19 protein-coding genes are annotated in these 24106 nt (G+C 60.3%); 11 read left to right on the top strand and 8 right to left on the bottom strand.

Features of this window, described 5'->3' with window-relative positions; all coding sequences use genetic code 11:
* Positions 1-52: 52 nt before the first annotated feature.
* The gene (locus tag SJY32_RS06390; RefSeq protein ID WP_376873020.1) at positions 53-814 is read left to right on the top strand and encodes a GNAT family N-acetyltransferase; all 762 of its coding nucleotides are present in this window, start codon (positions 53-55) and stop codon (positions 812-814) included.
* A gap of 57 nt (positions 815-871) precedes the next feature.
* Here SJY32_RS06390 and SJY32_RS06385 read toward each other — a convergent pair whose 3' ends face one another.
* Positions 872-1738: an NAD(P)-dependent oxidoreductase gene (locus tag SJY32_RS06385; RefSeq protein ID WP_376873018.1), complete on the bottom strand. Its 867-nt coding sequence runs from the start codon at positions 1736-1738 to the stop codon at positions 872-874.
* A gap of 159 nt (positions 1739-1897) precedes the next feature.
* Here SJY32_RS06385 and SJY32_RS06380 point away from each other — a divergent pair, with 159 nt between their 5' ends.
* The 4 genes from SJY32_RS06380 (at position 1898) to SJY32_RS06365 (ending at position 7161) form a co-directional block, all read left to right on the top strand.
* A complete protein-coding gene (locus tag SJY32_RS06380; protein WP_376873015.1) occupies positions 1898-4369 on the top strand; it encodes a penicillin acylase family protein in 2472 nt (823 codons plus the stop codon).
* An 87-nt stretch (positions 4370-4456) separates the two neighbouring features.
* Positions 4457-5383 carry a PfkB family carbohydrate kinase gene (locus SJY32_RS06375; protein ID WP_376873012.1) on the top strand — a complete coding sequence of 309 codons (927 nt, stop codon included), beginning with the start codon at positions 4457-4459 and terminating at the stop codon, positions 5381-5383.
* Entirely contained in the window at positions 5380-6270 is an 891-nt protein-coding gene (locus SJY32_RS06370) for a pseudouridine-5'-phosphate glycosidase (RefSeq protein ID WP_376873010.1), read from the top strand. The genes SJY32_RS06375 and SJY32_RS06370 overlap by 4 nt, the downstream gene beginning before the upstream one ends.
* Before the next feature lie 174 nt (positions 6271-6444).
* Positions 6445-7161 (top strand): DUF502 domain-containing protein, encoded by a 717-nt coding sequence (locus SJY32_RS06365; protein WP_376873007.1) that lies wholly within the window; start codon positions 6445-6447, stop codon positions 7159-7161.
* Between the two features lie 3 nt (positions 7162-7164).
* On the opposite strand, the gene SJY32_RS06360 is transcribed toward SJY32_RS06365, so the two are convergent.
* Both SJY32_RS06360 and SJY32_RS06355 read right to left on the bottom strand, forming a co-directional pair.
* Positions 7165-8232, bottom strand: a complete 1068-nt coding sequence (locus SJY32_RS06360) for a patatin-like phospholipase family protein (protein ID WP_376873004.1) — start codon at positions 8230-8232, stop codon at positions 7165-7167.
* A 95-nt stretch (positions 8233-8327) separates the two neighbouring features.
* Positions 8328-9122 (bottom strand): 3-hydroxybutyrate dehydrogenase, encoded by a 795-nt coding sequence (locus SJY32_RS06355; protein WP_376873001.1) that lies wholly within the window; start codon positions 9120-9122, stop codon positions 8328-8330.
* A gap of 660 nt (positions 9123-9782) precedes the next feature.
* On the opposite strand from SJY32_RS06355, the gene SJY32_RS06350 reads away from it, so the two are divergent.
* Positions 9783-11672 (top strand): extracellular solute-binding protein, encoded by a 1890-nt coding sequence (locus SJY32_RS06350; RefSeq protein ID WP_376872998.1) that lies wholly within the window; start codon positions 9783-9785, stop codon positions 11670-11672.
* Between the two features lie 385 nt (positions 11673-12057).
* The gene (locus tag SJY32_RS06345) at positions 12058-12378 is read left to right on the top strand and encodes a hypothetical protein (protein WP_376872995.1); all 321 of its coding nucleotides are present in this window, start codon (positions 12058-12060) and stop codon (positions 12376-12378) included.
* 108 nt (positions 12379-12486) lie between these two features.
* Here the strand turns inward: SJY32_RS06345 and SJY32_RS06340 are convergent, their stop codons facing one another.
* A complete protein-coding gene (locus SJY32_RS06340) occupies positions 12487-13110 on the bottom strand; it encodes a helix-turn-helix domain-containing protein (protein WP_376872992.1) in 624 nt (207 codons plus the stop codon).
* A gap of 85 nt (positions 13111-13195) precedes the next feature.
* On the opposite strand from SJY32_RS06340, the gene SJY32_RS06335 reads away from it, so the two are divergent.
* The 3 genes from SJY32_RS06335 to SJY32_RS06325 all read left to right on the top strand — a co-directional run bounded on the left by SJY32_RS06335 (position 13196) and on the right by SJY32_RS06325 (position 17006).
* On the top strand, positions 13196-14830 hold the full coding sequence (locus SJY32_RS06335; RefSeq protein WP_376872989.1) for a class I adenylate-forming enzyme family protein: 1635 nt from the start codon (positions 13196-13198) through the stop codon (positions 14828-14830).
* An 84-nt stretch (positions 14831-14914) separates the two neighbouring features.
* Positions 14915-15589 (top strand): DsbA family oxidoreductase, encoded by a 675-nt coding sequence (locus tag SJY32_RS06330; RefSeq protein WP_376872987.1) that lies wholly within the window; start codon positions 14915-14917, stop codon positions 15587-15589.
* A 193-nt stretch (positions 15590-15782) separates the two neighbouring features.
* Positions 15783-17006 (top strand): multidrug effflux MFS transporter, encoded by a 1224-nt coding sequence (locus SJY32_RS06325; protein ID WP_376872985.1) that lies wholly within the window; start codon positions 15783-15785, stop codon positions 17004-17006.
* A gap of 51 nt (positions 17007-17057) precedes the next feature.
* Here the strand turns inward: SJY32_RS06325 and SJY32_RS06320 are convergent, their stop codons facing one another.
* Positions 17058-17708 (bottom strand): thiamine diphosphokinase, encoded by a 651-nt coding sequence (locus SJY32_RS06320; RefSeq protein WP_376872983.1) that lies wholly within the window; start codon positions 17706-17708, stop codon positions 17058-17060.
* Positions 17709-17851: 143 nt separating this feature from the next.
* On the opposite strand from SJY32_RS06320, the gene SJY32_RS06315 reads away from it, so the two are divergent.
* Positions 17852-20605 carry a hypothetical protein gene (locus SJY32_RS06315; RefSeq protein WP_376872980.1) on the top strand — a complete coding sequence of 918 codons (2754 nt, stop codon included), beginning with the start codon at positions 17852-17854 and terminating at the stop codon, positions 20603-20605.
* Positions 20606-20695: 90 nt separating this feature from the next.
* On the opposite strand, the gene SJY32_RS06310 is transcribed toward SJY32_RS06315, so the two are convergent.
* The 3 genes from SJY32_RS06310 to SJY32_RS06300 all read right to left on the bottom strand — a co-directional run bounded on the left by SJY32_RS06310 (position 20696) and on the right by SJY32_RS06300 (position 24055).
* On the bottom strand, positions 20696-20920 hold the full coding sequence (locus SJY32_RS06310; RefSeq protein ID WP_376872977.1) for a DUF2842 domain-containing protein: 225 nt from the start codon (positions 20918-20920) through the stop codon (positions 20696-20698).
* A gap of 102 nt (positions 20921-21022) precedes the next feature.
* Positions 21023-22315, bottom strand: coding sequence for an adenylosuccinate synthase (locus SJY32_RS06305; RefSeq protein ID WP_376872974.1), 1293 nt, complete (start codon positions 22313-22315; stop codon positions 21023-21025).
* A 177-nt stretch (positions 22316-22492) separates the two neighbouring features.
* On the bottom strand, positions 22493-24055 hold the full coding sequence (locus SJY32_RS06300) for a trimethylamine methyltransferase family protein (protein WP_376872971.1): 1563 nt from the start codon (positions 24053-24055) through the stop codon (positions 22493-22495).
* Between the last annotated feature and the right edge of the window lie 51 nt (positions 24056-24106).

The following is a 24106-nucleotide window of genomic DNA, read 5'->3' as shown; positions in this document are numbered from 1 at the left end:
CGCGGCGCATCAGTGCCGCGCCCGATTTCTAACTGACCGATGGGATTGCGTGATGCCTCTTGTGACTGTCGAAGGCCGTTTGATCTGCAAGAACGAGGCGGAGCGCGCATCGATCCTCGCGCATCTTCCCGCGCATATGCGCGCAACGGTGGGCGAAGAAGGCTGCCTGTATTTCGACGTCCTGCAAGATCCCGTCGACACGATGCTGTGGCATGTGTCGGAAGCTTTCATCGATCGGGCTGCTTATCGGCACCATCAAACGCGAACCGCTGCCTCGCCTTGGGCGCAAGCGACGTCCGGCGTGCGGCGTGACTATAAGATCGCCGATCAACGCCCTGATATCATGGATGAAACGGCGAAAGACATCGCAGAGATCTCACATCTGATCACCACGGCTTTCGCGCGCGAGGATGAAGCAAGGCTGGTCAATTCGCTACGCGTGGCGTTTGATCTGCCGATCTCGCTGGTTGCGAAAATCGGTCGTGCCTATCTGGGGCATATTGCATTCTCGCCCATGACGGCCCCGTTCAAGGCGCTGGCCCTCGCGCCCTTGGCGGTCCGTGAAACGATGCGTCGTCAAGGGCTTGGCGGCGATTTGATCCGCGCAGGCCTCTTACAAGCGCGTGCCAAAGGGTTCGAAGGGGTGTTCGTATTGGGGGACCCCGACTTTTATAGCAGGTTCGGCTTTCAGCCTGCGACCGGGTTCACGGGCGCGTTTGCAGGCGAGCATCTGATGGTATTGGATCTGACGCGGCAAGGGCTTGTTGATCGCGGTGAACTTACTTGGGCGCCAGCCTTCAACGCTTTAACATAAATATATCAATGGAATAGAGATCGAAGCTCACCTTATGGATGAGATTCGATCCCAAACTTACTTGCGCAGCCGCGCGATGAGCGACGACGTATCCCAGCGACCGCCCCCAAGTCCTTGGACGTCCTTGTAAAACTGATCGACCAGCGCGGTAACAGGCAGGCTGGCGCCCGTTTCATCCGCCGTTTTCAAACAAATCGCGAGATCTTTGCGCATCCAGTCGACCGCAAACCCGTGGTTGAACTCATCCGCTTCCATTGTCTTGTGACGGTTGGCCATTTGCCACGATCCGGCAGCGCCTTGTGAAATCACCTCCACCACATCCGAAATCGACAGCCCGGCTTTCTCCGCGAAGTGCAAGCTTTCGGCCAAGCCTTGCACCAAGCCGGCAATCGCGATCTGGTTGCACATCTTGGTCATCTGCCCCGCGCCGCTCTCGCCGAGGCGACGACAAATCTTGGCGTAGGCGGCGATAATCGGCTCCGCCGCCTCATATTGAGCGGCATCGCCCCCGCACATCACCGAAAGCACGCCGTTTTCAGCGCCCGCCTGACCGCCAGAGACCGGTGCATCGATGAAACCAATGCCCTGATCGGCCGCAAGCGCATGAAGTTCGCGCGTCACCGCCGCCGAGACAGTGGTGTGATCAACAAAGGTCGCGCCCGAAGACATCCCGCCAAACGCGCCGTTCTCGCCCAAACACACGGCGCGCAGATCGTCATCGTTTCCAACGCAAGCCATGACAAATTGCGCATTTGCGGCCGCCTCGCGGGGTGTGGCGGCGAAAGACCCGCGGTGCTTTTGCGCCCATGCTTCGGCTTTTTCCTGCGTGCGGTTGTAAACCGTCACGTCATGGCCTTTCGCCTTCAGATGCCCCGCCATTGGTGCGCCCATGACGCCCAAGCCCAAAAATGCAACTTTTGCCATATGTTAGCCTCTTTCCCAAATGCGGTCTGATAGGCGGCAGTCCTTTGCCGCGGGCCGCGCGCGCGTGTAAAGGCGCGTTGAATATTCCTCTGGCCTGACTTAGTAACCTCTCGCGTCTTCCCGTCAACCGTGCGGGGATGCGGATGGCTTGGGGGTTTTATGCTGACCTTGTTCAAATGGCTCGTTCGGATCGTCTCCGGCCTGTTGCTAACCGCTGTCGCGATTGGCGCGCTGATGTATTATTTCGCGGCGCGATCCCTGCCTGATTATGACGCGACATTCGAGGTCGAGGGGCTCTCGGCCCCTGTCGAGATCGTGCGCTCCACCGAAAACGTGCCCCATATTTTTGGCGCCAATGATGCGGATGTTTATTTCGGGCTCGGGCTAGCACATGCGCAAGATCGCTTATGGCAAATGGTCATGGCGCGCCGGACGGTTCAAGGACGGTTGTCGGAGGTGTTTGGCGCGCAGACATTGCAAACAGACGAGCTGATGCGCCGCCTTGATCTATACGGCGCGGCGCTCGCCTCCGTCAGCGCCCAAGATCCCCAGACGACGATCGCACTGGAGGCCTATGCCAAGGGTGTTAACCAGTGGATTACACAGGTGAATTCGGGAGCTTTGGGACGCGGCGCACCGGAATTTTTCTGGTTTACGAATGAAATCGCCTATTGGACTCCCGCAGACTCCATCGCGATTTTGAAGCTGATGGCCCTTAAAAACACCAGCCAGATCGAGGATGAGGTCTTGCGCGCGCGGCTTAGCAAGCTTTCGCCCGATCTGGTGCGCGATGTGATGCCGGATGTCGCCACCTCGGGGCAGATCGCATTGCCGGACTACGCGAGCCTCTTTAACGCGCCCGTGCCCAACGCCCATTCCGATCTCGCCTTGCCTGCGCTTTGGCCCGCGCCCTCGCGCAATTCGCAAGGGGCCTCGAACGCCTTCGCCGCCGCGCCCGAACGCTCGGCGGCGGGAGGATCGTTGCTCGCCAATGACCCGCACAGCCAGTTCGCCGCCCCGACGCAATGGTATCTGGCACGGTTACAGTTGCAATCGGGGGGGGTCATTGGCGCGACCATTCCCGGATTCCCCGCCATCTTGGCAGGGCGGAATGCGCATCTGGGATGGGGCCTCACGACGACGTTTGCAGACGACCAAGACGTGGTCATGGAGGCGCTGAACCCTGATGTGACAGGCGAATACCTGACGGATGAAGGCTCCAAGCCTTTCGCCACGCGCCGCGCGATCCTCACGGTGAAAGACGCCGCGCCGATTACCCTGATGCTTCGGTGGTCCGAAAATGGCCCGATCTTGCCCGGCTCGCATTTCGATCTCGCGGATGTCACGCCGCGCGGCCATGTCGCCGCGTTGCAATGGACGGCGCTCGAGCCCGCCGATACCTCCAGCTCGGCCGCCATTGCCTTGATGCAGGCCCATAGCATGGAGCAGGCCGTGCAAGCCGGTGAGGCCTTTGTCGCGCCCGTGATGAACCTCACTTTGGCGGATCAGACCGGTATCGGCATGGTCACGGTCGGTGCCTTGCCCGCGCGTGATGCCTTGCATGAGACCAAAGGGCGGATGCCGGCGCCAGGGACCAACCCGAGCAACCTCTGGCCGCAAGAGCGCGCCGCCCGCTACCTTCCCTACGCCCAGAACCCGCAAAGCCTGCGGCCAGTGGGCGGGATTGTCGGCAACACGAATAACAAGATCACCGATCGCGCGTTCCCCGATCACGTGTCCTACGCGTGGGGCGACACGCAACGCATCCAACGCCTTCAACTGTTGTTGGGTGAGCGCGAAGTCCACACCCGCGAAAGCCTGATCGCGGCGCAGCTTGATACTGTCTCCCCTGCGGCGCGCGGCCTTTTGCCGCTCGTGGGGGCGGATTTGTGGTTCACTGGCGCCGATGCTGCCGAGGGCACGGCTGAGCGCAAACGCCAGCGCGCGCTCAAGCTTTTGGCGGAATGGGACGGAGAAATGAACGAGCATCTGCCCGAGCCGTTGATCTATGCGGCATGGATGCGCGCGCTTCAGCACCGTTTGATGCAAGACGAGCTCGGTCCGCTGGCGGACTCCTTCAGCCAGCTTGAGCCCGTGTTCATTGAGCGGGTGTACCGCAACATTGAGGGTGCGTCGAAGTGGTGTGATGTGATTCAATCAGCCCCAATCGAGACCTGCACCGATATCGCGCGAACCGCGCTTGACGACGCGCTCTTGGAGCTTAGCCAGAAATACGGCGACACTGTCGAGAGCTGGCGTTGGGGTGACGCACATGAGGCGCGTCACGATCATGCGGTTCTCGGGCGTGTTCCGGTTTTGCAATGGTTTACCAACATCCGCCAATCCACCTCGGGCGGCGACTTCACCCTGAATCGTGGTGGGTTGATGGGCACAGGCGATACCCCCTACGCCAATGTCCACGGCGCGAGTTATCGTGGCGTTTATGATTTTGCCGACCCCGACAGCTCTGTCTTCATTGTGGATACAGGGCAATCGGGCCATCCGCTTTCGCGCCACTATGATGATATGGCCGAGCTGTGGCGACGGGGCGAATATGTGCCGATGTCGCTCGATCCCGCTTTGGCACGGGGCGCGGCGGCGGGCATTACCAAGCTACGTCCCCTGAACTAAAGCCTTTCCCTTGCCGTCACGACCCCCTTGCGCATCACGCGTGAACGCGGCACCTGCCCAATGACCCAACCACGGAGCCAGCCCAATATGAGCGATACGCTGCCCTCGCCGGATCACGTCCAGACGTCCACGCCGGAAATCCTCTGCATCGGGTCGGTGTTGTGGGATATTATCGGGCGGGCGCCCGCCCATATGCGGGTGGGCGCGGATGTGCCGGGCCGGATCACCCGCCTGCCGGGCGGTGTTGCGATGAATATCGCGATGACGCTGGCGCGCTTCGGGATGCGACCGGCAGTGTTGACGGCGATCGGGCGCGACACGCAGGGCAAGGAATTGATCACCGCGGCTGAGGGCTTGGGCGTTGATTGCCGCCATGCCTATATCTCCGAGGATCTTCCGACCGACCGCTATATGGCGATTGAAGGGGCGAACGGCTTGATCGCGGCCGTTGCGGATGCGCATTCATTGGAGGCGGCGGGCGACAAAATCCTGCGCCCTGTCACGGAAGGCGCACTGGGCGATGCCTCCGCGCCGTGGCGCGGACCGATCGCCTTGGATGGCAATCTTACGACTGCGCTCTTGGGGGAAATCGCCCGTGCCGCCGCCTTCGCGCAGGCCGATCTTCGCGTCGCCCCCGCAAGCCCCGGCAAGGCGGAGCGTCTGGGCGTGTTGATGACCCACCCAAGAGCGTCGCTCTATGTCAATCTGGAAGAAGCTGGCATCTTGTGTCAGTCAGAGTTTAACGATGCCCGGAGTGCCGCCGAAGGGCTTTTGTCGCGCGGTGCGCGGCGCGTATTGGTGACAGACGGCGGCAAAATGGCGGCGGACGGCTCGTCCGAGGGCGTTATCTGCGCCGCACCGCCCCCTGTTCTCGTGACGCGTGTCACGGGCGCTGGGGATACATTCATGGCCGCGCATCTCGTGGCCGAAACCCGAGGCGCGCCGCGCAGGGAGGCGCTGGAGCGCGCCCTCACTGCGGCCGCCCGATATGTGTCCGGAGATATTCACACATGATCTTTTCCCCCGAGGTTGAGGCCGCACGTGCCTCTGGCGCGGCGCTCGTTGCGCTGGAATCTACCATCATCACCCACGGCATGCCCTTCCCGCAAAACGTGGAGACTGCGCGCAAGGTCGAGGCCGAAATCCGCGCGCACGGGGCGGTGCCGGCTACCATCGCCGTTCTCGACGGCGTGTTGCACATCGGCTTGACGGACGCGCAACTCGATCAGCTTGGCCAAGCGAAGAACGTCATGAAACTCTCGCGCGCCGATTTGGCCGTGTGCATGGCGCAGGGGCGCACGGGGGCTACGACCGTTGCGGCAACGATGATCGCGGCAGAGCGCGCAGGGATCCGCGTGTTCGCAACAGGCGGCATCGGCGGCGTTCATCGCGGAGCGGAGGAGACCTTTGATATTTCCGCCGATCTGAATGAACTCTCGCTCACGGCGGTGACGGTGGTCGCGGCGGGGGCGAAAGCAATTTTGGATATTCCGAAAACTATGGAAGTGCTTGAAACCAATGGCGTTCCCGTGATCGCCTACGGTCAGGACGAGATCCCTGCCTTCTGGTCGCGCAGTTCCGGTTTGAAGGCGCCACTGCGGATGGACAGCGCGCAAGAGATCGCGGCGGCGATGAAGCAACGCCTCGCGCTTAATCTCGCAGGGGGACATTTGATCGCGAACCCGATCCCGGTCGAGCATGAAATTCCGCGCGCCGAGATTATGCCCGTGGTTGAGGAGGCCCTCGCCGCCGCCGCCGCGCAAAGCATCGCGGCAAAAGACGTGACGCCGTTCTTGTTGCAACGGATCTTTGAGGCGACCGAGGGCAAATCGCTCACGGCCAATATCGAGTTGGTGTTGAACAACGCCCGTCTGGCCGCGGCCATCGCCCGCGCCCTCTAAGGCCATCCGATGAGGCGGTTCGAGCCGCCTCATCGCCTCAACATCCCATACCCGTGCCGCAAATCTGACCAAACCGATGCCATCGGTCACTTTGTTCCTCCACAACGCCGGTTCGACATTGCAGCGCCCCTGCCGCGCGCCTAAGTTCATGTGAGCAGGGAGCTTTAAGCAATTATGACTGAACACGACACGATCCAGCCGCCCAAGAAACGCGGAATGTTTGCCAAGTTGCGAGGGTCGTTCCTCACGGGGCTGGTTGTGATCGCCCCTATCGGCTTGACGATTTGGTTGATGTGGACGGTGGCGGGATGGGTTGATAGCTGGGTCCTGCCGATGGTGCCTGCGCGGTGGCGGCCCGAGCAATATATCGGGGTGAACCTGCGCGGGGTTGGTGTTCTCTTCTTCCTGATCTTCACGGTGATCATCGGTTGGGGCGCAAAAGGCCTGATCGGGCGTTCGCTGTTGCGCTGGGGGGAGCGTGTCGTTGACCAGATGCCCGTTGTGCGTTCGATCTATAACGGATTGAAACAAATTGCGGAAACGGTGCTGTCTTCGTCCGACGAGGCGAAGTTTGATCGCGCGTGCTTGATCGAGTATCCGCGCAAGGGCATCCGCGCAATCGGGTTCGTATCCACCCCTGCGAAAGGCGAAATCGCGAGCTATTCCGAGGAAGGCGATCCGCTGATCTCGGTTTTCTTACCCACCACGCCAAATCCGACATCTGGTTTTTTGCTTCTCGTGCCCAATTCCGAGCTGATCTACCTTGATATGACGGTTGAGGACGCGGCGAAGCTGATCATTTCGGCAGGTCTCGTCTACCCGGGACAAAAGACGCCAGGGGACATCGCGAAGCTGGCCGCAAAGGCCAAGAAACTCCCACCTGTCGCGTAGTCTTCAGGAAAACATCGCCCGCAGATCAATGGTGGAGCGCTGCCCCAGATCATCGGCATGGGCGGTGAGGAACCTGTCCGCCGCCGCTTGGCCCGCCGTCATCAGGCGGGTCATGACCTCCTCATCGGGCAGGATTTTTGTATCTGTTCCCAAGGCGGTCATCACCTCGTCATCTCCGACAAGATGTATGCGGACATCCTTCATCGCGCCTTCGGGTATCCGCCCTTCCGCGATAAGTCGGTGCACAAAGTCGATCGCGCGCAACTCGCGCAGCAGCGACGAGTTGAACGAGATTTCATTCACCCGATCCTCAATCTCCACCGGCGACGTCGGTACCGTCTCGCGGATCATCGGGTTGATGTGGACGATCATGATATCGCTGGGAAGGCGCGGCTCGAACAGGGGGAAAAGCGGGGGATTTCCGGTAAACCCGCCGTCCCAATAGGCCTCCAAAATCCCCGTCTTCGGATCCTCGATCTCGACCGCTTGAAACACTGTCGGCAGACAGGCGGAGGCCAAAACCGCGTCAAGCGTCACCTCCGCACCGCCAAAGACACGGATCTTTCCGCTTCGGACATTCGTGGCTGCGACGAAAAGCTCGGGCCCCTCTTGGCTGCTGATTGCTTCAAAATCAAGCGCTTGCGCGATCGGGGCAAGCGGATTTGAATAGAAAACGCCGCTATCGTAGGGCGAGTAGACGCGGGTCATCTGGTCGAGCCATGCCGAGGGTGAGAAGGCTTCAATGATCCGGTTCATGCCTTGGGGCACGGGGAACAAAGACCCCATCCAGCTCGTCAGCCGCTTGTCCGTGTGCGACGGAATAGATCCCCACAGCTCACGCAGGATGACTTGCGCGTTATGGCGACGGTTCGGCCTGCGCCGTGTCTGCGCGGGCTTGCCCCCCGCCAGACCGGCCTTCAGCGCCGCCCCGTTCAGCGCGCCCGCAGACGTGCCCGAAATCGCGTCAATCTCGATCCAATCCTCATCCAACAGCCGATCCAACACCCCCCACGTGAAGGCCCCGTGCGCGCCGCCACCCTGCAGCGCAAGGTTGATATGTTTCGTCTGCATCTACGGCGATCCTTATGTAGCGACCTATTTTTGGCGGGGGCCCTCGAGGCCGGGTGATCCCGTCTCGAGGGCGCGTCTTGAAGGCGGCGGAGGGGTTAAATTGCGGTCCAACCACCATCGATGGAAATCGATGTTCCGGTAATTTGCTTGGCTGAGGTTGAGCATAAGAACACCGCTGTGCCGCCGACCTCCTCTACGGTCGCAAATTCCTTTGACGGCTGGCGCTCCAGTAGGATTTCGCGAATGACTGTGTCACGATCCATATTGTATTTCTTCATCGTGTCGGGGATTTGCGATTCCACGAGCGGTGTCAAAACATATCCGGGGCAGATCGCGTTGCAGGTGATCGGCTCCTCGGCGGTCTCGAGTGCGACGGTTTTGGTCAAACCCAAGACGCCGTGTTTGGCCGCGACATAGGCCGATTTATAGGGCGATGCGGTCAAGCCATGCGCCGAGGCCACATTCACGATCCGGCCCCAACCGCGTTTGCGCATATGCGGCAATGCGGCGGCGATCGTGTGAAACGCGGAGGATAGGTTGATTGCGATAATCGCATCCCATTTTTCGGTCGGAAATTCGTCGATACCGGCGACATATTGAATGCCCGCATTGTTGACGAGGATATCGCATCCGCCTGCGGCCTCGATAAGGTTGCGACAATCCTCACCCTTCGACATATCCGCCTTGATATAGCGCACCTCAACCCCGTGCTGCGCCGCCATATCTGCTGCGAGCTTGTGGTCTTCCTCACGATCGGTGAAAGAATTCAAGACGATAGACGCGCCAGCCTTCGCCAGCTCATGGGCCACGCCCAATCCGATGCCCGAATTTGATCCGGTGATAATCGCCGTTTTGCCGTGCAGCGGTGCGTTTGAAGATGGGGTGCTCATGCGTGCCTCCGATGGGATATTTCATATAGCCTAGCCGATGCGGGCCAAAACGCTAGCGATCAGTTGCGCCGCGCGCACTGACCCCAGCAAGGTTACCCGTCATAGAAGGACAAGTCGCCGCAGCGTGCAGAGTTCCCAAAAATTCGCCGCATTGCAGCATGCGCGCAGAAATGTGATCAAGAGAGAGCTGGCGGGAGGCGGATAAGGACGTCATGAGAGCCCCTCGCGGCCCATTTGCCCGACTCTGCGCCCGGAAATCTTGCCGTCACGGGGGCTCACCTCTCGGCGGAGAATCGCCCATTCTGCGATCGGCCTCTTGCGAAACGCCGCACGCGCAGAGGGGTGCGATACAGTCTGACGACGCCATGCCTGAATGTTCAATTTGGGCAAATAAACAGCGGTTTTCGGCTAAAAACCGCATTTTTGGGGCGAAAATGAATAACACTCGTCGCGCCGTGATGATTTTCGAGCAAAAAAAAACGCCCGCACGAGGCGGGCGCTAAGTCATGAGGCAGGTTTCATACAGGCAAGAAACCTATCGAGCAGTGAGTTATGTATAAGCCTTTCCACGCCTAGTTCCAAGCTAAAAGTTTGCTCTTTGACGTTAGCTTCGGTAGCTTGCCCCCTGAAATCACAGATAAACTAGGGATTGTAGCGCGCATGGCATCGGAGTTTTTCCATCGAATATCGGCAGTCACTGCGCTTGTTTTGCCCGTTTTGATCGCGTCAGGCACGGGCTTTCCGGCAATTGCACAACAGAATCGGGGAATCACCCCAGAGGCGAGTGCAGCGATAGCGGGCACGCCGCGCCCGAGCCCGCAAAACGGTATCGCGATGTATGGCACCCCAATGCTGCAGGAAGGCGATTCCCTGCCCTATGCCCGCCCTGATGCGCCAAAGGGCGGCGAGATCCGGATAAACGCGCAAGAAGGCTTTGATTCCCTCAATCCGTGGATTTTGGCAGGACGCGCGCCCGAAGGCATCGCGCCATTCGTATTTCAAACACTGATGATCCGCTCCATCGATGAGCCCTTCTCGCTTTACGGGTTGCTGGCGTCCGGGGTCGAGACGGATGAGGCGCGCAGTTACGCCGAGTTTACGCTGCGCCCCGAAGCACGCTTCTCCGATGGCACGCCGGTCACGGTAGAGGATGTCTTGTGGTCCTTCGAGACTTTGGGAAATCAAGGGCATCCGCGCTACACCGACGCATGGGCAAAAATCGCCAAGGCCGAGATCACCGCGCCTGATAAAATCCGCTTCACCTTCAAAGAGCCCTCGCGCGAACTGGTGCTCCTCCTCGGGCTGCGTCCCGTTTTGAAAAAAGCGCAATATGAGGGCAAGGATTTCTCCGCCTCCACAATGGACATCCCGATCGGGTCGGGCCCCTATACGGTCGAGGAGGCGATCCCGAACCGGAAGGTCGTCTACCGGCGAAATCCCGATTTTTGGGGAAAAGACCTACCGATCCTGCAAGGTCTTTATAACTTCGATAAAATCACCCACGCGTATTACAGCGACCAAAACATCGCGTTCGAGGCGTTCAAGGCGGGTGATCTCGACACTTGGCGCGAGGGCAATGCCGCGCGTTGGAACACCGGATATACCTTCCCTGCCGTGCAAGATGGCCGGATCCTTCGCACAGAAATACCGCATCAACGACCGTCAGGGATGCAAGGCCTCGTCTTCAACACCCGCCTGCCCGTTTTCCAAGACTGGCGCGTGCGTGAGGCGCTGACCTCTGTCTATAATTTTGAATTCATCAGCAAAACCATCAATTCGGATGCGGAACCCCGCATCCAATCCTACTTCGACAACTCGACCCTCAAAGCTGGCAAGGGCCCTGCCGAAGGCCCCGTGGCGGCCCTCTTGGAGCCGTTCAAGGACACGCTGATCGACGGCACCTTGGAGGGGTATACCTTACCGCAGGGGGACGGATCGGCCCAGAACCGCAAAAACACCCGCAGCGCGATGCGCTTGTTGAACGCGGCGGGTTGGTCGGCCGATGATGCGGGCGTCTTGCGAAATGAGGCCGGTGATCCCTTCACCTTCGAAATCGTTTTGCAGCAGGGCGATACCGAGATTGCCCCCGCCGTGGATATCTTCGTCGAGAGCCTCAAGCGGCTTGGCATCGTCCCGCAGGTGACGGTGATCGACGCCGCTCAATACCGCGAACGCACCAACCGCTTCGAGTTTGGAATGGCATGGATCCGCCGCGCGCTCTCGCTATCGCCCGGGAACGAGCAGTATCTTTATTGGGGGGCAAGCGGCATCGACACGCCCGGCTCGCGCAATTGGATGGGCATGAATTCCCCCGCGGCGGAGGCCATGATCGCCACCATGCTAGAAGCGCGCGAAACCGAAGAGTTCACCTACGCCGTGCGCGCGCTCGACCGTATCTTGACGGCAGGTCGCTACGTGATCCCGAGCTGGTATGCGCAGTCTTCACGACTTGCTTACAAGGCGGAACTTCACTTCCCGCAAGACGTTCCGCTATACGGTGACTGGCCCGGCTTCCAGCCAGATGTTTGGTGGTACGAAGCCGCGCATTGACCTGCGCAAATTGCGGCGCATATTGGAGGGAGAGTGCTCCCGCAACCAAGCTGCATAAAGCAGCAAGAAAGCGGTCGAATGACCGGATGAAAATGAGGCAGTGAAATGAAAAAGATTGTTGTTCTACTGGCGCTTGCCTTGGCGGGCTGCAACACGGTTGCGGGCGTTGGCGAGGATGTCACGGGAAGCGCGCGGACGGTTCAAGGCTGGTTCTGATCCCACTTTACAGGCCGCAGGCGCGGGCCCGGATTGATACCAGCTTCGCGCGAGCGTCCCTACACGTCCGTTTGGAACGGGGCGCAGGCATACGACTTTTGTGATGAAGCCGCGCGGGGCGCGTGCTGGGCCGTGAGAGCGGCGTTTTTGTGAAACGAGGAGACTTCAGATGAAATGGCACCATGTTGAAGAAAACTGGCCAGCATTTTTTGAAGCCATCGCGGAGCGGTGGCCCGAGGCGGACGAGAGCGAGTTGGAAGATATCGACGGCGATCAGCGCCAGTTTATCGCGTATATAGCCAAAATCTCCGATCAAGAGCCTGCCGAAGCGCGTGATGATATTCGGGAATGGCTGATGGGTGAGCTGCCCTCCGACGTGGTCATGGACCCGCGCCACGACAATCACTCGATCAAGTTGTCCAAGAAATACGTCTCAGAGGACGGCGATGAGTATGACGACGACGCAGCCTTTGGTGACGATAGCAAATAAGTCGAGCGGGGGCCATTGTGCCCCCGTTTTGCTACGCCCCCGTTTCGCTAGGCACCCGGTTCGCTTTGCCCCGGTTTTGCAGAGCTAGGATCGCTGCCGCCCTGTCGCTCAGTCGAGCGATGTCACCCAAAGCACGGTCGCATCCTCTTGCGAGGTCGAAATGACATTGTGCCCTTGGCTCGCATCGTAATAGGCGCTGTCACCGCGTTTCAGGTCAACCGGTGCATAATATTCCGTGAAAAGACGGATCGTGCCGGTCAACACGTATAGAAACTCTTCCCCGTCATGGCGCACCCAACCGCCGAACTCCTCGAACGATCGCGCGCGAATGCGTGCGCGGTAGGGCAACATTTTCTTGCGGGTCAGCGGGCCGGCGAGCAATTCATGCTCGTAGGTTGTTGTGATTTGCGCGGCCCCTTCGCCCGATTTGGTGACCGCCATTCGCCCTGTAATCTGACCGCTCGACGGCGGCGTAAACAGCTGCGGCACCGAAATCGCCAAGCCCTCCGCGAGTTTCTTCAACGCGTCAAACGTCGGAGACATCTGGCCATTCTCGATTTTCGAGAGCGTCGATCGCGCAAGCCCCGCCTGCTTTGCGGCCTGTTCCAGTGTCCATCCGCGGGCCTTACGCAGATCGCGGACCCGCGACGCCAGATCAAGCGGCTCAGGTCGGTGCTCGGGCATAGACTCACGTTCGATCCGTAAGATTTTTGGCTGTTGGCTGTCGGTCATCTGGCAAGCTAACTCTGCAAGGGCGCACAGCCTCTCGCGCGCGCAAGAGGCTTGATTGCGTATCCGTGCAGGGGTAGCAGGGGCAATGCAAACTGTCCACCTCGCCTCTCATCCCGCGCCCTGCCCCGAACCGTTCAATCTGGCGGCCTATGTGCTCGCCCATGCGGATCGTCTGGCGGATAAAACTGCGCTGCAAATTCTCCGGCCGACGGGGGCGGAACGTTGGTCTTATGCGAAACTTCAATCGACCGTGCGCGGCACGGCAACCGGTTTGTTGGCGTTGGGATTGCCGCAAGGCGCGAAGATCTTGCTACGGCTGGGCAACGGGCCGGAATTTCCGGTTGCGTTCCTTGGGGCAATTGCGGCGGGCTTCGTCCCCGTTCCGACCTCCGCCGAGCTGACCCATGCGGAAATCACGCGAATGGCGGCATCGCTGGCGCCTGATCTGGTGATTGCGGAGGATGGGATCGCCGCGCCCGATGGCATCCACCTTCTGAGCGCGCAAGATCTGCGGAGCTTTGCCGATTTACCGCCTGCGCCTTATGACTTGGGATCGCCAGAGCGGCTTGCCTATATGGTCTACACCTCCGGAACCTCCGGCCAGCCCCGCGCCGTGATGCACGCCCATCGTGCGGTGTGGGCGCGCCAGATGATGCACCGCGATTGGTACGACCTGCGCGAAAGCGACCGTGTGTTACATGCAGGCGCCTTCAACTGGACCTATACGCTGGGCACTGGTCTGCTTGATCCATGGAGCGTCGGCGCAACCGCGTTGATCCCGCAATCAGGTGTCGAGACGCGCACGATTCCGCTTTTGCTCAAACGCTTTGATGCGACGATCTTTGCTGCTGCACCAGGGGTTTACGGGCAAATCCTGAAGCATCACACGAAGATCAGCGCGCCGAAATTGCGCCACGGGCTCTCGGCAGGTGAAACGATGTCGGCGGGGTTGAAATCCGCGTGGGAAACCGCGACCACGACGCCGGTCTATGAGGCTTTGGGACTGTCGGAATGCTCCACTTTCCTCTCGGCCGCGCCCACGCGCCCCGCGCCAACCGGCATGACAGGCTGGCCACAAAGGGGGCGCAGAATTGCTGTCTTGCTTGAGGATGGCGAAATTTCCGAACTCTCCTCGGATGTTAGTGCGGCGTGTGACGTAACTGGGGCGCGTGACTTATGTGGCGAATTGCTTGTCCATGAAAGCGATCAAGGCCTGTTCCTCGGCTATCATAATGCCGCCGACGAGACCGCGGCGCGGCGACAGGGCGATTGGTTTCGAACCGGTGATACCGTACGCATCTGCGCGCAGACGGGCGCTGCGCAAGTGCTCGGTCGCCAATCAGATTTGATGAATGCGGGCGGGTTTCGGGTCTCTCCTTTAGAGGTCGAAAGGGCCTTTGAGACGCTCGCGCAGGCGGGAGACTTTGCCGCGGCAGAGCTGCGACTGAATGAGGACGTCAGCATCATCGCGCTCGGTTATACGGGTGACGCCCCGCGTGAGGCGTTTGAGGCCCGAGCAGCGCGCGATCTCGCGCGGTATAAACAGCCCCGCGCCTATCTGCGCCTCGACGGTCTTCCCAGTAACGCGAACGGCAAGCTGAACCGCGCCCGCCTTGCGGCGAAACTTGCCCAGCTTTTGCGGGCTCCCACTGAGAGTCCCGATCCTGACGCCCGCGCCGCGCCAAAGTCCAGCTTTGAAAATCCCGACGCAAGCGGGTAAACCCCGCAACGAAGGCCGGGCCAATACGCGCCCCCGAAGACGAAACGAGCCGCTGCGAACCCTTGCAGGCATGAAAGGAACACCATGATTTCCCTCGATATTTTTGCTGATCCGGTGTGCCCGTTTTGCTATCTCGGGTATGGAAATTTGCGTCATGCACTTAAATCCGTGCCGGTAAGCCCGTTCGAGATCCACTGGCACCCGTTCCAGCTCAACCCGCAAATTGCCAAAGGCGGGATCGACCGGCGCGCCTATGTCGAGGGGCAATATGGATCGAAAGCAAAAGCCGTCGAGGCACATGTCCCCGTTTTGAAAATGGCCGCAGAGATCGATCTGCCGCTGGATCTGGGGGCGGTAAAGCGCACGCCCAATACGATGGATGCGCATCGCCTTGTTTATTGGGCCGGGCTTGATGATCGGGCGACGCCGATGATGGAGGTGTTGCTCGCCGCATATTGGGCCGAAGGGCGCGATATCGGTGACACGGCAACGTTGATCGAGCTCTTTGAGCGCGCAGGCGGCGATCCCAAACTCGCCGAGCGTCTTCTCGCGGGGGATGCCGACTGTGATGCGATGCGCGCGCGCGAAAGCCATGCGCGAGAGCGCGGAATTTCGGCCGTTCCGACTTTCATTCTTGATAACGCCCATGCTATTTCCGGAGCGCAGCCGGTAACCCTTTGGCGGCAGGTACTTGACGATTTAGCTGGTTTGACTTTCGAAGAAGGTGACGCGGAAGATCGCGAGCCCCCGAACGCCTAAGGCAGGGCGGCGGGATATCGCGCCGCAGCACCCTCGCCCGACTTAACATTTGAAACCTTAGCTACGCGTCATCCGATAGTTACACGCGCAAGCCAGACATCCTTTTGAGGCTTTGTCCTCACATATCTCGGCGCTGTTTTATCATGCGCCGACCTGCCCGCGCACGCGCCGGCTTATGAATGAAAGCGACCTGATGCGATCCTTTTTCTCTTTGCTCCCAAGCCCGCGAAAGCCGCTCGGGCTGGCCGAATTCACGGCATTGATGGCGTTGATTTCCGCGACGGCGGCCTTGTCTATCGATGCGATGCTTCCGTCTTTGCCCGATATCGCGGCCGAGTTTTCCCCCAATGATGTCAACCGCGTTCAGCTCGTCCTGACGATCTTCGTCCTTGGCATGGGCGCGGGCGTTCTGTTTGTCGGGCCGATTTCCGATGCGATTGGCCGAAAGGCGACGCTTGCGTGGACATTGGGTCTCTATTGCATTGGGTCGATTTGGGCGGTTTACGCCCACAGCCTCGAAGCCCTCTTGCTCGCGCGCTTCGTGCAGGGCTTGGGCGTGGCGGGCCCGCGGGTGGTATCGGTGGCCTTGGTGCGCGACCGGTTCTCCGGCCGTGAGATGGCACGGGTGACGTCCTTCATCATGATGGTTTTCATGCTTGCCCCCGCTGTGGCCCCTTCAATTGGCAAGCTGATCGCGAGCTTTGCCGGATGGCAGGGTGTGTTTTGGTTCTTTGTGCTGATCGCTTTGGTCACGATGACATGGCTAGGGGTGAGACAGCCCGAAACGCTTGCGCCCGAGAACCGTCGCAAGCTCGAGTTCGCGCCCCTTCTTGCGGCGGCGCGGGAGGTCGCGCGCAATGGGGATGTGCGGCTGTTTACCTTGGTGATGACACTCGGGTTCGGGCAGATGTTCGCCCTTCTCTCCTCATCGCAGCAAATATACGGCGAGGTCTTCGGTATGGCCGATAGCTTCCCAGTGTGGTTCGCGCTGATGGCTTTGCTCGCGGCGACGGCCACCGTGATTAACTCGATGACGGTTTTGCGCTTCGGAATGCGGCGTTTGGTGACATGGGCCTATACCGGGCAAATCGCGATCGTGACGCTCTATCTCGTACTTATGCTCGGGGACCTGCTGCCCGAGGCCCTCAAATTCCCCGCCTTTTTCATTTGGTCGGTCTCGGTGTTCTTCATGGCGGGAATCACATTTGGCAATTTGAACGCTCTGGCGATGCAATATATGGGCCATGTCGCAGGGATGGCGGCATCGATTATCGCGGGCCTCTCGACGGTCGGCGCGGTGATGATCGCAGCCCCTGTCGGCTTGATGTTCAACGGGACATCGATCCCTGTCGCCTGTGGCGTCCTCGGATGCTCGGTCATAGCATTGCTTTTGATGCGGCGAACAACGCCCTCCTGACGGCGTGTAAATCAAGGTTCTCGAGGCGCATCGCACCTCGGGAGCGCGCCCCTAATCCGCGAGCGCTTTAAGCGCCTCGAACAGATATTGCTTATCAAGCATCACCAGCATCTCCCCCTCAACATCGAGCGTCACAGGGCCAGTCGCGGCGTTTGAGGTGCCGATCCGCGCGGCGGGCGCCATTTGTAACCCGTCGATCGGCCATGTCAGGCCAGATGATCGCCCAACACACGGCCCCATCGGAAACAACGAGACCCGCGCGCCCGAAGGCACATCCAGATTGCACCGCGCGGGCGCTCGGAAAATCACATCCTCCTCCGCCACGATAACAACGCGCCGATGCGCGTGCGACACCACCGCATTCATCGCCGCCAAGGTATGATCAAGCCGCCTGCCGGTGAAACCCACCGCAAGATAAAACGGGGCATCGATATGGATCAGGCATTTCTCGAAATCAGTGGTGTCCTGTTCGGCGATGACATGAATGCGCTCGCCCCAAATCGCGCGGACGGCATCGCTACAGGAATCCATATCTCCCAGAATCACCTTTGGCGTGTATCCAAAGGCCAAAGCGTGATCCGCGCCCCCGTCCGCACAGATCAAATCCTGCGCATACCGCTGCGCGAGCGCGAGATCGGACCCGTCAACAGCCCCACCCCCCAATAAAATCACGCCATAGTTTGATTGGACAATCGTTTCCATATCAGCAGAATTACCTTTGATTGCGGCAACTGACCACAGTGAAATACCTGAAATTGCCTCGGTATCGCCGCAATTCGTTCACGCTAAAGCACCAGTTAAGGACGAATGTAGCGACACTGGGTTTAACAGAAAGAGAGCGTTCCATGGTTGGTGGAAGTAATATTCTCACCGTGTCTTACGGGACATTTTCCTGCACGTTGGAAGGGTTCGACGAGCCGTTCTCGACGATGAAGGCCATTGCGGAGTATTTCCGCGATCTGGCGGCGGATGATCGGTATTTTGGTGCCGAGCCCCCGACCCCGGACGCCGAAATGCTGCACCGCATTGCGGAACGCGAAATTCATCGCCGTGTTGAGGCGAAGATCAACGCGAATGGCAACGGCGTCGTGCTGCGGCCCGAAGGAGCGCAAGATACGCTCACCGGAGCGCTCATCGATGCCGGATTGATGGATCAGACAAAACCGGATGCGCGCGACATTACCGTGAGCGGCGCCACCGACGAGGAGCTCAGCGCACGCGGGATCCCAGCCCGTTCCGTGCCCACAGCCCGCAGCACCGCGCCTATGCCCGCAGACCCGAGCGCCGATGAGCCCTTGATCGCGGCACCAGCCGCCGCCGCAGGTATCGCAGCAGGCGACCTGCCCGACGTGAGCGAGACCGTCGCCGCCAAATTGCAACGCATCCGCGCGGCCGTCGTGGCAGCCCGCGAGCGCGAAGCCGCTGATTTCGATGAAGACCAGCATGCCGAAACAGCACCAACGATCACCTCTCAGGGGGACGCTGTGACAGCGGAAAGCGACTTCGGGTTCGATCTCGATATGTCGGGCCCGATTGGCGAGGATGAAGATCCGGCGCTGGAGCCGTCAGACGCGGCAGCGGTCGAGATCACACAGTCTGTTCAGACGCCGCAACCCGTTGAGGATGACGCAATACCCGAGGTTCAGGATTTGGCCGAGGATCAGGATTTGGCCGAGGATGACGCCTTGGTTCACCTGGCGCAGGTCGATGCCATTGCGGATGAGCAAGCCGACGCGACCCGCAGCGACGAGCATGCGGAGGCTGCAGCGGCTTTGCTTGAAGAAACTGCGCAGGAAGCGGAGCGCGCTGCATCGGGGAAAGCCGCCGCAGAGGAAGCCGCAGAGGCAGCCGCAGAGGTAGAGGCAGCCGCAGAAGCGGAGGCAGAAGCAGAGCGCGCCGCCGAGCAAGCCGTGCAGGAGCGGATCGCCCGCCGCACCGCCCGCCGCGCAGCACGTGCAAAAGCCGCTGCGCAAGCCGAGGCTGAGCTTGAGGCGCAAGCGAAGGCACGCGAAGCGGCTGAGGCTTCTGTCGAAAGCATGGAGGCGGTTGAGCAAGATCCTGCTGCAGAAGCGGTCGAAGAGCCGACTGAAGAGCTGACCATGGATGCGCCCGCCAAAGACGCGCCAGACATGGGAGAAGATACGGCCGAGAGCGCCGTCGACGCGAGTGTCGAGGAGGCCCAGACCCCGGTTGAGCCGGTAGTAGAGTCGCAGGCTGACACGATTGGCGAAGACCCCGCCGAGGATATCTTGGCCAAAATCTCGGACGAGCTTTCCGAGGGCAATGAAACCGATGCGGCCACAGATACCGCGATCGAGATGCCTGCACCCGCAGCGCCCCGCTTGCGCGCCCGCGTGATCAAGGTGCGCCGCGCGGAGACGACAAACCTCTCCCGCGACGCCATTGACGACAACGATCCGACCGAAGCCAGCATCAAGGCCGTCCTCGATGCGTCGGGCACACATCAAGTTACGCGCCCCGTGGTAGAGGCCGCCACCGATGGCGCGATCGAGATGCCCGCCCCGCAAGAGCAGGACGAAGACGTCTTGCTCGCGTCGATCAGCGCCCAAATGGGCACGGATCTTGAGGATGACCTCGCCCTCACAACCGATGAGGCGTTCGAGACGCCCACTGAAGCCGTCGAATTGACCCAAGATGATGAGCAAGAGCTCAGCGACGAACTCGCCGCACTTGAGACCGATTGGGACGGCAAAGCCGAGGATGAGACCGCAGCGTCTGATGTGATCCCGCAACCTGATGGGGCGCCGATCGCACAGATGGACGATACGCCACGGGTTGAAGCGCCTCTCGAGCCGAAGCGTCTGGTTATCGATGAAAATGACGCGGATGTTTCTCGCTTGATGCAAGAGGCGAACACGAAGATTGAGGGGCCGGAGAACCGTCGCCGCTTCTCCGCGATCGCGCATCTCAAAGCAGCCGTCGCTGCCACCGTTGCGGATCGTAAATTGCGCGCGGCCGAAGGAAAAGACGACGCGCCTGTGGACACGACCGAGGCTTACCGCGCGGACCTCACGCGCGCGGTGCGCCCGCGCCGCCCCGAAGCGAATAGCCTCGCGACACCCCGCCCCGATACGGCTTCGCTCAAGCCTGCCCCGCTCGTCTTGGTCTCGGAACAGCGCGTGGATGATGTCCCCGCCCGCACCGTTGCCCCCGTGCGTCCGCGCCGGATCTCATCCGCCGATCTGGCCGCCCGCGTTGAAGCCGCGCAAGACGAGACCGATGATCAGTCGGGTGCGACAGGCCGCGCCGCCCCCAAGGCGCAGGCCGATGCGCATACCGATGCCCCGTCCGCCTTCGCAGACTTCGCGGAGAAACTCGGCGCATCTGGCTTGGCCGATCTTCTGGAAGCCGCCGCCGCCTATTCGGAAGCGGTTGAAGGGCGCCCGCATTTCTCGCGGCCACAGATCATCAATAAGGTCGCCGCTTTGACGGGCAAATCGCGCTATGACCGTGAGGCTGGCCTTCGCTCGTTCGGCGCTTTGCTGCGCGAGGGCAAAATCGAGAAGGTGAAACGTGGTCAATTCGCGATCACCGAAACCTCGCGCTTTTACAATGAGGCGCGTCGGTCAGTCGGATGACCCCTCGCGTAAGGTAAAACATCAAAAAGGCGGCGTAACCTACGCCGCCTTTTGTCATTTTTAAAGATCTACAAAGTTGGAGAGCCGCACTTACGCGTCAGGATCTTCTTTGCCGACACCCTTGAAAACGGGTTTGAGCGGATAGGCCCAAAGCACCCCAAGACCGCCGTAAACAAGCAGCTCCAACAAGATCGGCATCCGACCCCATTCTTGCTCCATCCAGTTCACAACCGTCACTGAAACGACGATGTAAAGCGGCAGGCCAACGACCAGCGCCAAAATGGAAAGCCTGCGACGGGTTTTGTAAGCCAGCATCTCGTTCTCCTGAAACAGTTGGCGCAGATCGGTAAACCTCTCTGCGCCTTCTTTATTATCAGACACTTATCGCGCGATGTTCACGTGGCGCGCGAGGTTCGATCAATCCGCGAACGGGTCCGTCACAAGAATGGTATCGTCACGCTCTGGCGAGGTCGAGAGCAAGGCGACGGGGCATTGAATCAACTCTTCGATGTGGCGCACATATTTGATCGCCGCAGCCGGCAAATCATTCCACGAGCGCGCACCCTCGGTCGATTCCGACCAGCCTTCCATCTCCTCGAAGATCGGCTTGCAGCGCGCCTGTTGATCGGCGGCTGTTGGCAGGTAATCGAGGCGCTGGCCGTCAAGCTCGTAGCCGACGCAGATCTTGAGCGTCTCGAACCCGTCGAGCACATCCAGCTTGGTCAGCGCGATGCCGTTGACGCCCGAGGTTGCGCAGGTCTGACGAACCAAGGCAGCATCGAACCAGCCGCAGCGGCGCTTGCGCCCTGTGACCGTCCCGAATTCATGACCGCGCTCGCCCAAGCGCTGGCCGTCAGCATCATGCAACTCCGCAGGGAATGGGCCTTCGCCCACGCGGGTTGTGTACGCCTTCACGATGCCCAACACAAAATCAATCGAGCCCGGCCCGATCCCGACGCCGGTTGCGGCTTGGCCGGCGATCACGTTCGAGGAGGTGACAAACGGATAGGTGCCAAAATCGATATCCAGAAGCGCGCCTTGCGCCCCTTCAAACAAGATACGCTTGCCAGCTTTGCGCTGCTCATTCAGCACTTTCCAAACTGGTGCAGCATATTCAAGAACCGACGGCGCGATGGCTTTGAGATCCGCAATCAGCTTGTCGCGGTCGACAGGCTCCATGCCGAGGCCCGAGCGCAGCGCATTGTGATGCACCAAGGCCCGATCAACGCGCAGCTCAAGCGTCGCCGCATCGGCGAGATCCGCCACACGGATCGCCCGACGACCGACTTTATCTTCATACGCAGGCCCGATACCGCGACCGGTCGTGCCGATTTTGGCAACATCCGTCTGGCCTTCGCGCGCACGATCCAGTTCGCCGTGGAGCGGCAGGATCAGCGGCGTATTTTCCGCAACCATCAGCGTTTCTGGCGTGATGGTGACGCCTTGACCGCGCAATTGCTCGATTTCTTTGACAAGGTGCCACGGATCCAGGACGACGCCGTTCCCGATGACGGACAGTTTCCCCCCGCGCACAATTCCCGAAGGCAGCAGCGAGAGCTTGTAGACCTTGCCATCAATGACCAACGTATGGCCCGCGTTGTGGCCCCCTTGGAAGCGAGCGATGATATCGGCACGCTCGGACAACCAGTCTACGATCTTGCCTTTTCCTTCATCGCCCCATTGGGCACCGACGACGACAACGTTGGCCATGTTCTTCTCCTAGAAGCAGTGAAACCGTGCACCCTATAGCTGTCCCTGCCGCAACAGGGAACCGCTTTTTCGGAAAAAACGGGGAAACAAGCTGAAAAAACGGGGGAAATTTGCGATGACCGCTCTGCGGGCGCGGGTGCGTTGCAAAAAGCCCGCCGGATCGGCGGGCTTTGGAAATTACATGAACGCGTCCGGTTCGGAGGCCTTCTTCTTGGCGACATATTCGGCCAATGCTTCCGAAATCGCGGGATCCATCGGCGGGGCCTGATATTCCGAAAGCATCTTTTCGACGCGCACTTTCGCCAAGGCGACCGTATCGCGCGCGCCTTCTTCGTCCCATGTCTCGAAGGGTTTGTAATCAAACAGTTGCGTGCGCCAGAATGCGGATTGGTAATTGGCTTGCGTATGCGCACAGCCCAAGAAATGCCCGCCAGGCCCGACCTCGCGCAGCGCATCCAAGGCCTGACCGTTTTCGGACATATCCACGCCCTTCGCCAATCCGTGCAAAACGCCAAGCTGATCCGCATCCATCACATATTTCTCGAACGAGGACACGAGGCCCCCCTCCAACCACCCGCATGAATGGAGCATGAAGTTCACGCCCGAAAGCAGCCCCATATTGAGCGAGTTTGCAGATTCGTATGCCGCCTGCGCATCGGGCAACTTGGAGCCACAAAAAGCCCCTGCCGAACGATACGGAAGGCCCAAACGCCGTGCCAATTGCCCCGCGCCGTACGTGATCAGCGAGGCCTCGGGCGTGCCAAAGGTCGGCGCGCCGGAATTCATATCAATCGAGGTCACAAAGGCGCCGAAAATCACCGGCGCGCCGGGGCGGATCATTTGGCTATAGGCCACGGCCACCAGCACTTCCGCCAAAACTTGCGTCAACGTGCCGGCCACCGACACCGGCGCCATCGCACCGCCCACGATAAACGGCGAGACGATGCAGGCCTGATTGGCCGCGGCATAGACCTCCAGCGCGTCCATCATGATCGGATCAAAGGTCAGCGGCGAGTTGATATTGACCAGTGAGGTCATCACCGTGTTGTCGTCTACGAACTTGTCGCCAAACAGAATTTTCGACATCTCGACCGAATCCACGCAGCGCGACCGCTCCGTCACCGAACCCATGTAGGGCTTGTCCGAGAGGGTCATATGCGCGTGCAACATGTCGAGGTGACGCTTGTTCACGGCGACATCAGTCGGCTCGCACACGGTGCCGCCGGAATGGTGGATCCATTTCGACATCTGCCCAAGGCGCACGAAATTGCGGAAATCCGCGATGGTCGCATAACGGCGGCCACCATCGGCATCGCGCACGAAGGGCGGGCCGTAAACCGGTGCCAGAACAAGGTTTTTTCCGCCGATCTCGACATTGCGCTCGGGGTTGCGGGCGTGCTGGGTGAACATGGCGGGCGCCGTCGCGCAAAGCTGCCGCGCGAGCCCTTTGGGCAGGCGCACGCGCTCGCCCTGAACATCCGCGCCGACATCGCGCCAGCGCTGCAACGCCGCCGGATTATCGACAAAATTGACGCCGATTTCCTCCAACACGGTCTCCGCATTGGCTTCGATGATCTGCAAAGCCTCCTCATCGAGGACTTCGAGATTTGGGATATTACGCGTGATGAAGCGGTTGAATTCCTGCTTCACGCTCGTGCGCTCCGCGCGGCGTGCAGCACCGCCGCCGCCCCGTGCGCGCCGACCACCTGCCGCCGCCGTTTGCTCCACTACGTCATCCATCGCCCGACCTCCAAGATGTTCCTCAGATGGATTTACCCCGTTGAACACGGC

Origin of the sequence: Albirhodobacter sp. R86504, assembly GCF_042466415.1 — a bacterium.
Taxonomy (GTDB): domain Bacteria; phylum Pseudomonadota; class Alphaproteobacteria; order Rhodobacterales; family Rhodobacteraceae; genus Albirhodobacter.
This window is presented reverse-complemented; position numbering and strand designations above follow the sequence as displayed.

What these genes read in the sequence shown, in the direction of transcription:
- SJY32_RS06355 (WP_376873001.1), bottom strand. Translation starts at nt 9,122, where the DNA reads ATGAGCACCCCATCTTCAAACGCACCGCTGCACGGCAAAACGGCGATT.
- SJY32_RS06320 (WP_376872983.1), bottom strand. Translation starts at nt 17,708, where the DNA reads ATGGAAACGATTGTCCAATCAAACTATGGCGTGATTTTATTGGGGGGT.
- SJY32_RS06385 (WP_376873018.1), bottom strand. Translation starts at nt 1,738, where the DNA reads ATGGCAAAAGTTGCATTTTTGGGCTTGGGCGTCATGGGCGCACCAATG.
- SJY32_RS06390 (WP_376873020.1), top strand. Translation starts at nt 53, where the DNA reads ATGCCTCTTGTGACTGTCGAAGGCCGTTTGATCTGCAAGAACGAGGCG.
- SJY32_RS06310 (WP_376872977.1), bottom strand. Translation starts at nt 20,920, where the DNA reads ATGCTGGCTTACAAAACCCGTCGCAGGCTTTCCATTTTGGCGCTGGTC.
- SJY32_RS06325 (WP_376872985.1), top strand. Translation starts at nt 15,783, where the DNA reads ATGCGATCCTTTTTCTCTTTGCTCCCAAGCCCGCGAAAGCCGCTCGGG.
- SJY32_RS06300 (WP_376872971.1), bottom strand. Translation starts at nt 24,055, where the DNA reads ATGGATGACGTAGTGGAGCAAACGGCGGCGGCAGGTGGTCGGCGCGCA.
- SJY32_RS06360 (WP_376873004.1), bottom strand. Translation starts at nt 8,232, where the DNA reads ATGCAGACGAAACATATCAACCTTGCGCTGCAGGGTGGCGGCGCGCAC.
- SJY32_RS06330 (WP_376872987.1), top strand. Translation starts at nt 14,915, where the DNA reads ATGATTTCCCTCGATATTTTTGCTGATCCGGTGTGCCCGTTTTGCTAT.
- SJY32_RS06345 (WP_376872995.1), top strand. Translation starts at nt 12,058, where the DNA reads ATGAAATGGCACCATGTTGAAGAAAACTGGCCAGCATTTTTTGAAGCC.
- SJY32_RS06305 (WP_376872974.1), bottom strand. Translation starts at nt 22,315, where the DNA reads ATGGCCAACGTTGTCGTCGTCGGTGCCCAATGGGGCGATGAAGGAAAA.
- SJY32_RS06375 (WP_376873012.1), top strand. Translation starts at nt 4,457, where the DNA reads ATGAGCGATACGCTGCCCTCGCCGGATCACGTCCAGACGTCCACGCCG.
- SJY32_RS06315 (WP_376872980.1), top strand. Translation starts at nt 17,852, where the DNA reads ATGGTTGGTGGAAGTAATATTCTCACCGTGTCTTACGGGACATTTTCC.
- SJY32_RS06335 (WP_376872989.1), top strand. Translation starts at nt 13,196, where the DNA reads ATGCAAACTGTCCACCTCGCCTCTCATCCCGCGCCCTGCCCCGAACCG.
- SJY32_RS06365 (WP_376873007.1), top strand. Translation starts at nt 6,445, where the DNA reads ATGACTGAACACGACACGATCCAGCCGCCCAAGAAACGCGGAATGTTT.
- SJY32_RS06350 (WP_376872998.1), top strand. Translation starts at nt 9,783, where the DNA reads ATGGCATCGGAGTTTTTCCATCGAATATCGGCAGTCACTGCGCTTGTT.
- SJY32_RS06340 (WP_376872992.1), bottom strand. Translation starts at nt 13,110, where the DNA reads ATGACCGACAGCCAACAGCCAAAAATCTTACGGATCGAACGTGAGTCT.
- SJY32_RS06380 (WP_376873015.1), top strand. Translation starts at nt 1,898, where the DNA reads ATGCTGACCTTGTTCAAATGGCTCGTTCGGATCGTCTCCGGCCTGTTG.
- SJY32_RS06370 (WP_376873010.1), top strand. Translation starts at nt 5,380, where the DNA reads ATGATCTTTTCCCCCGAGGTTGAGGCCGCACGTGCCTCTGGCGCGGCG.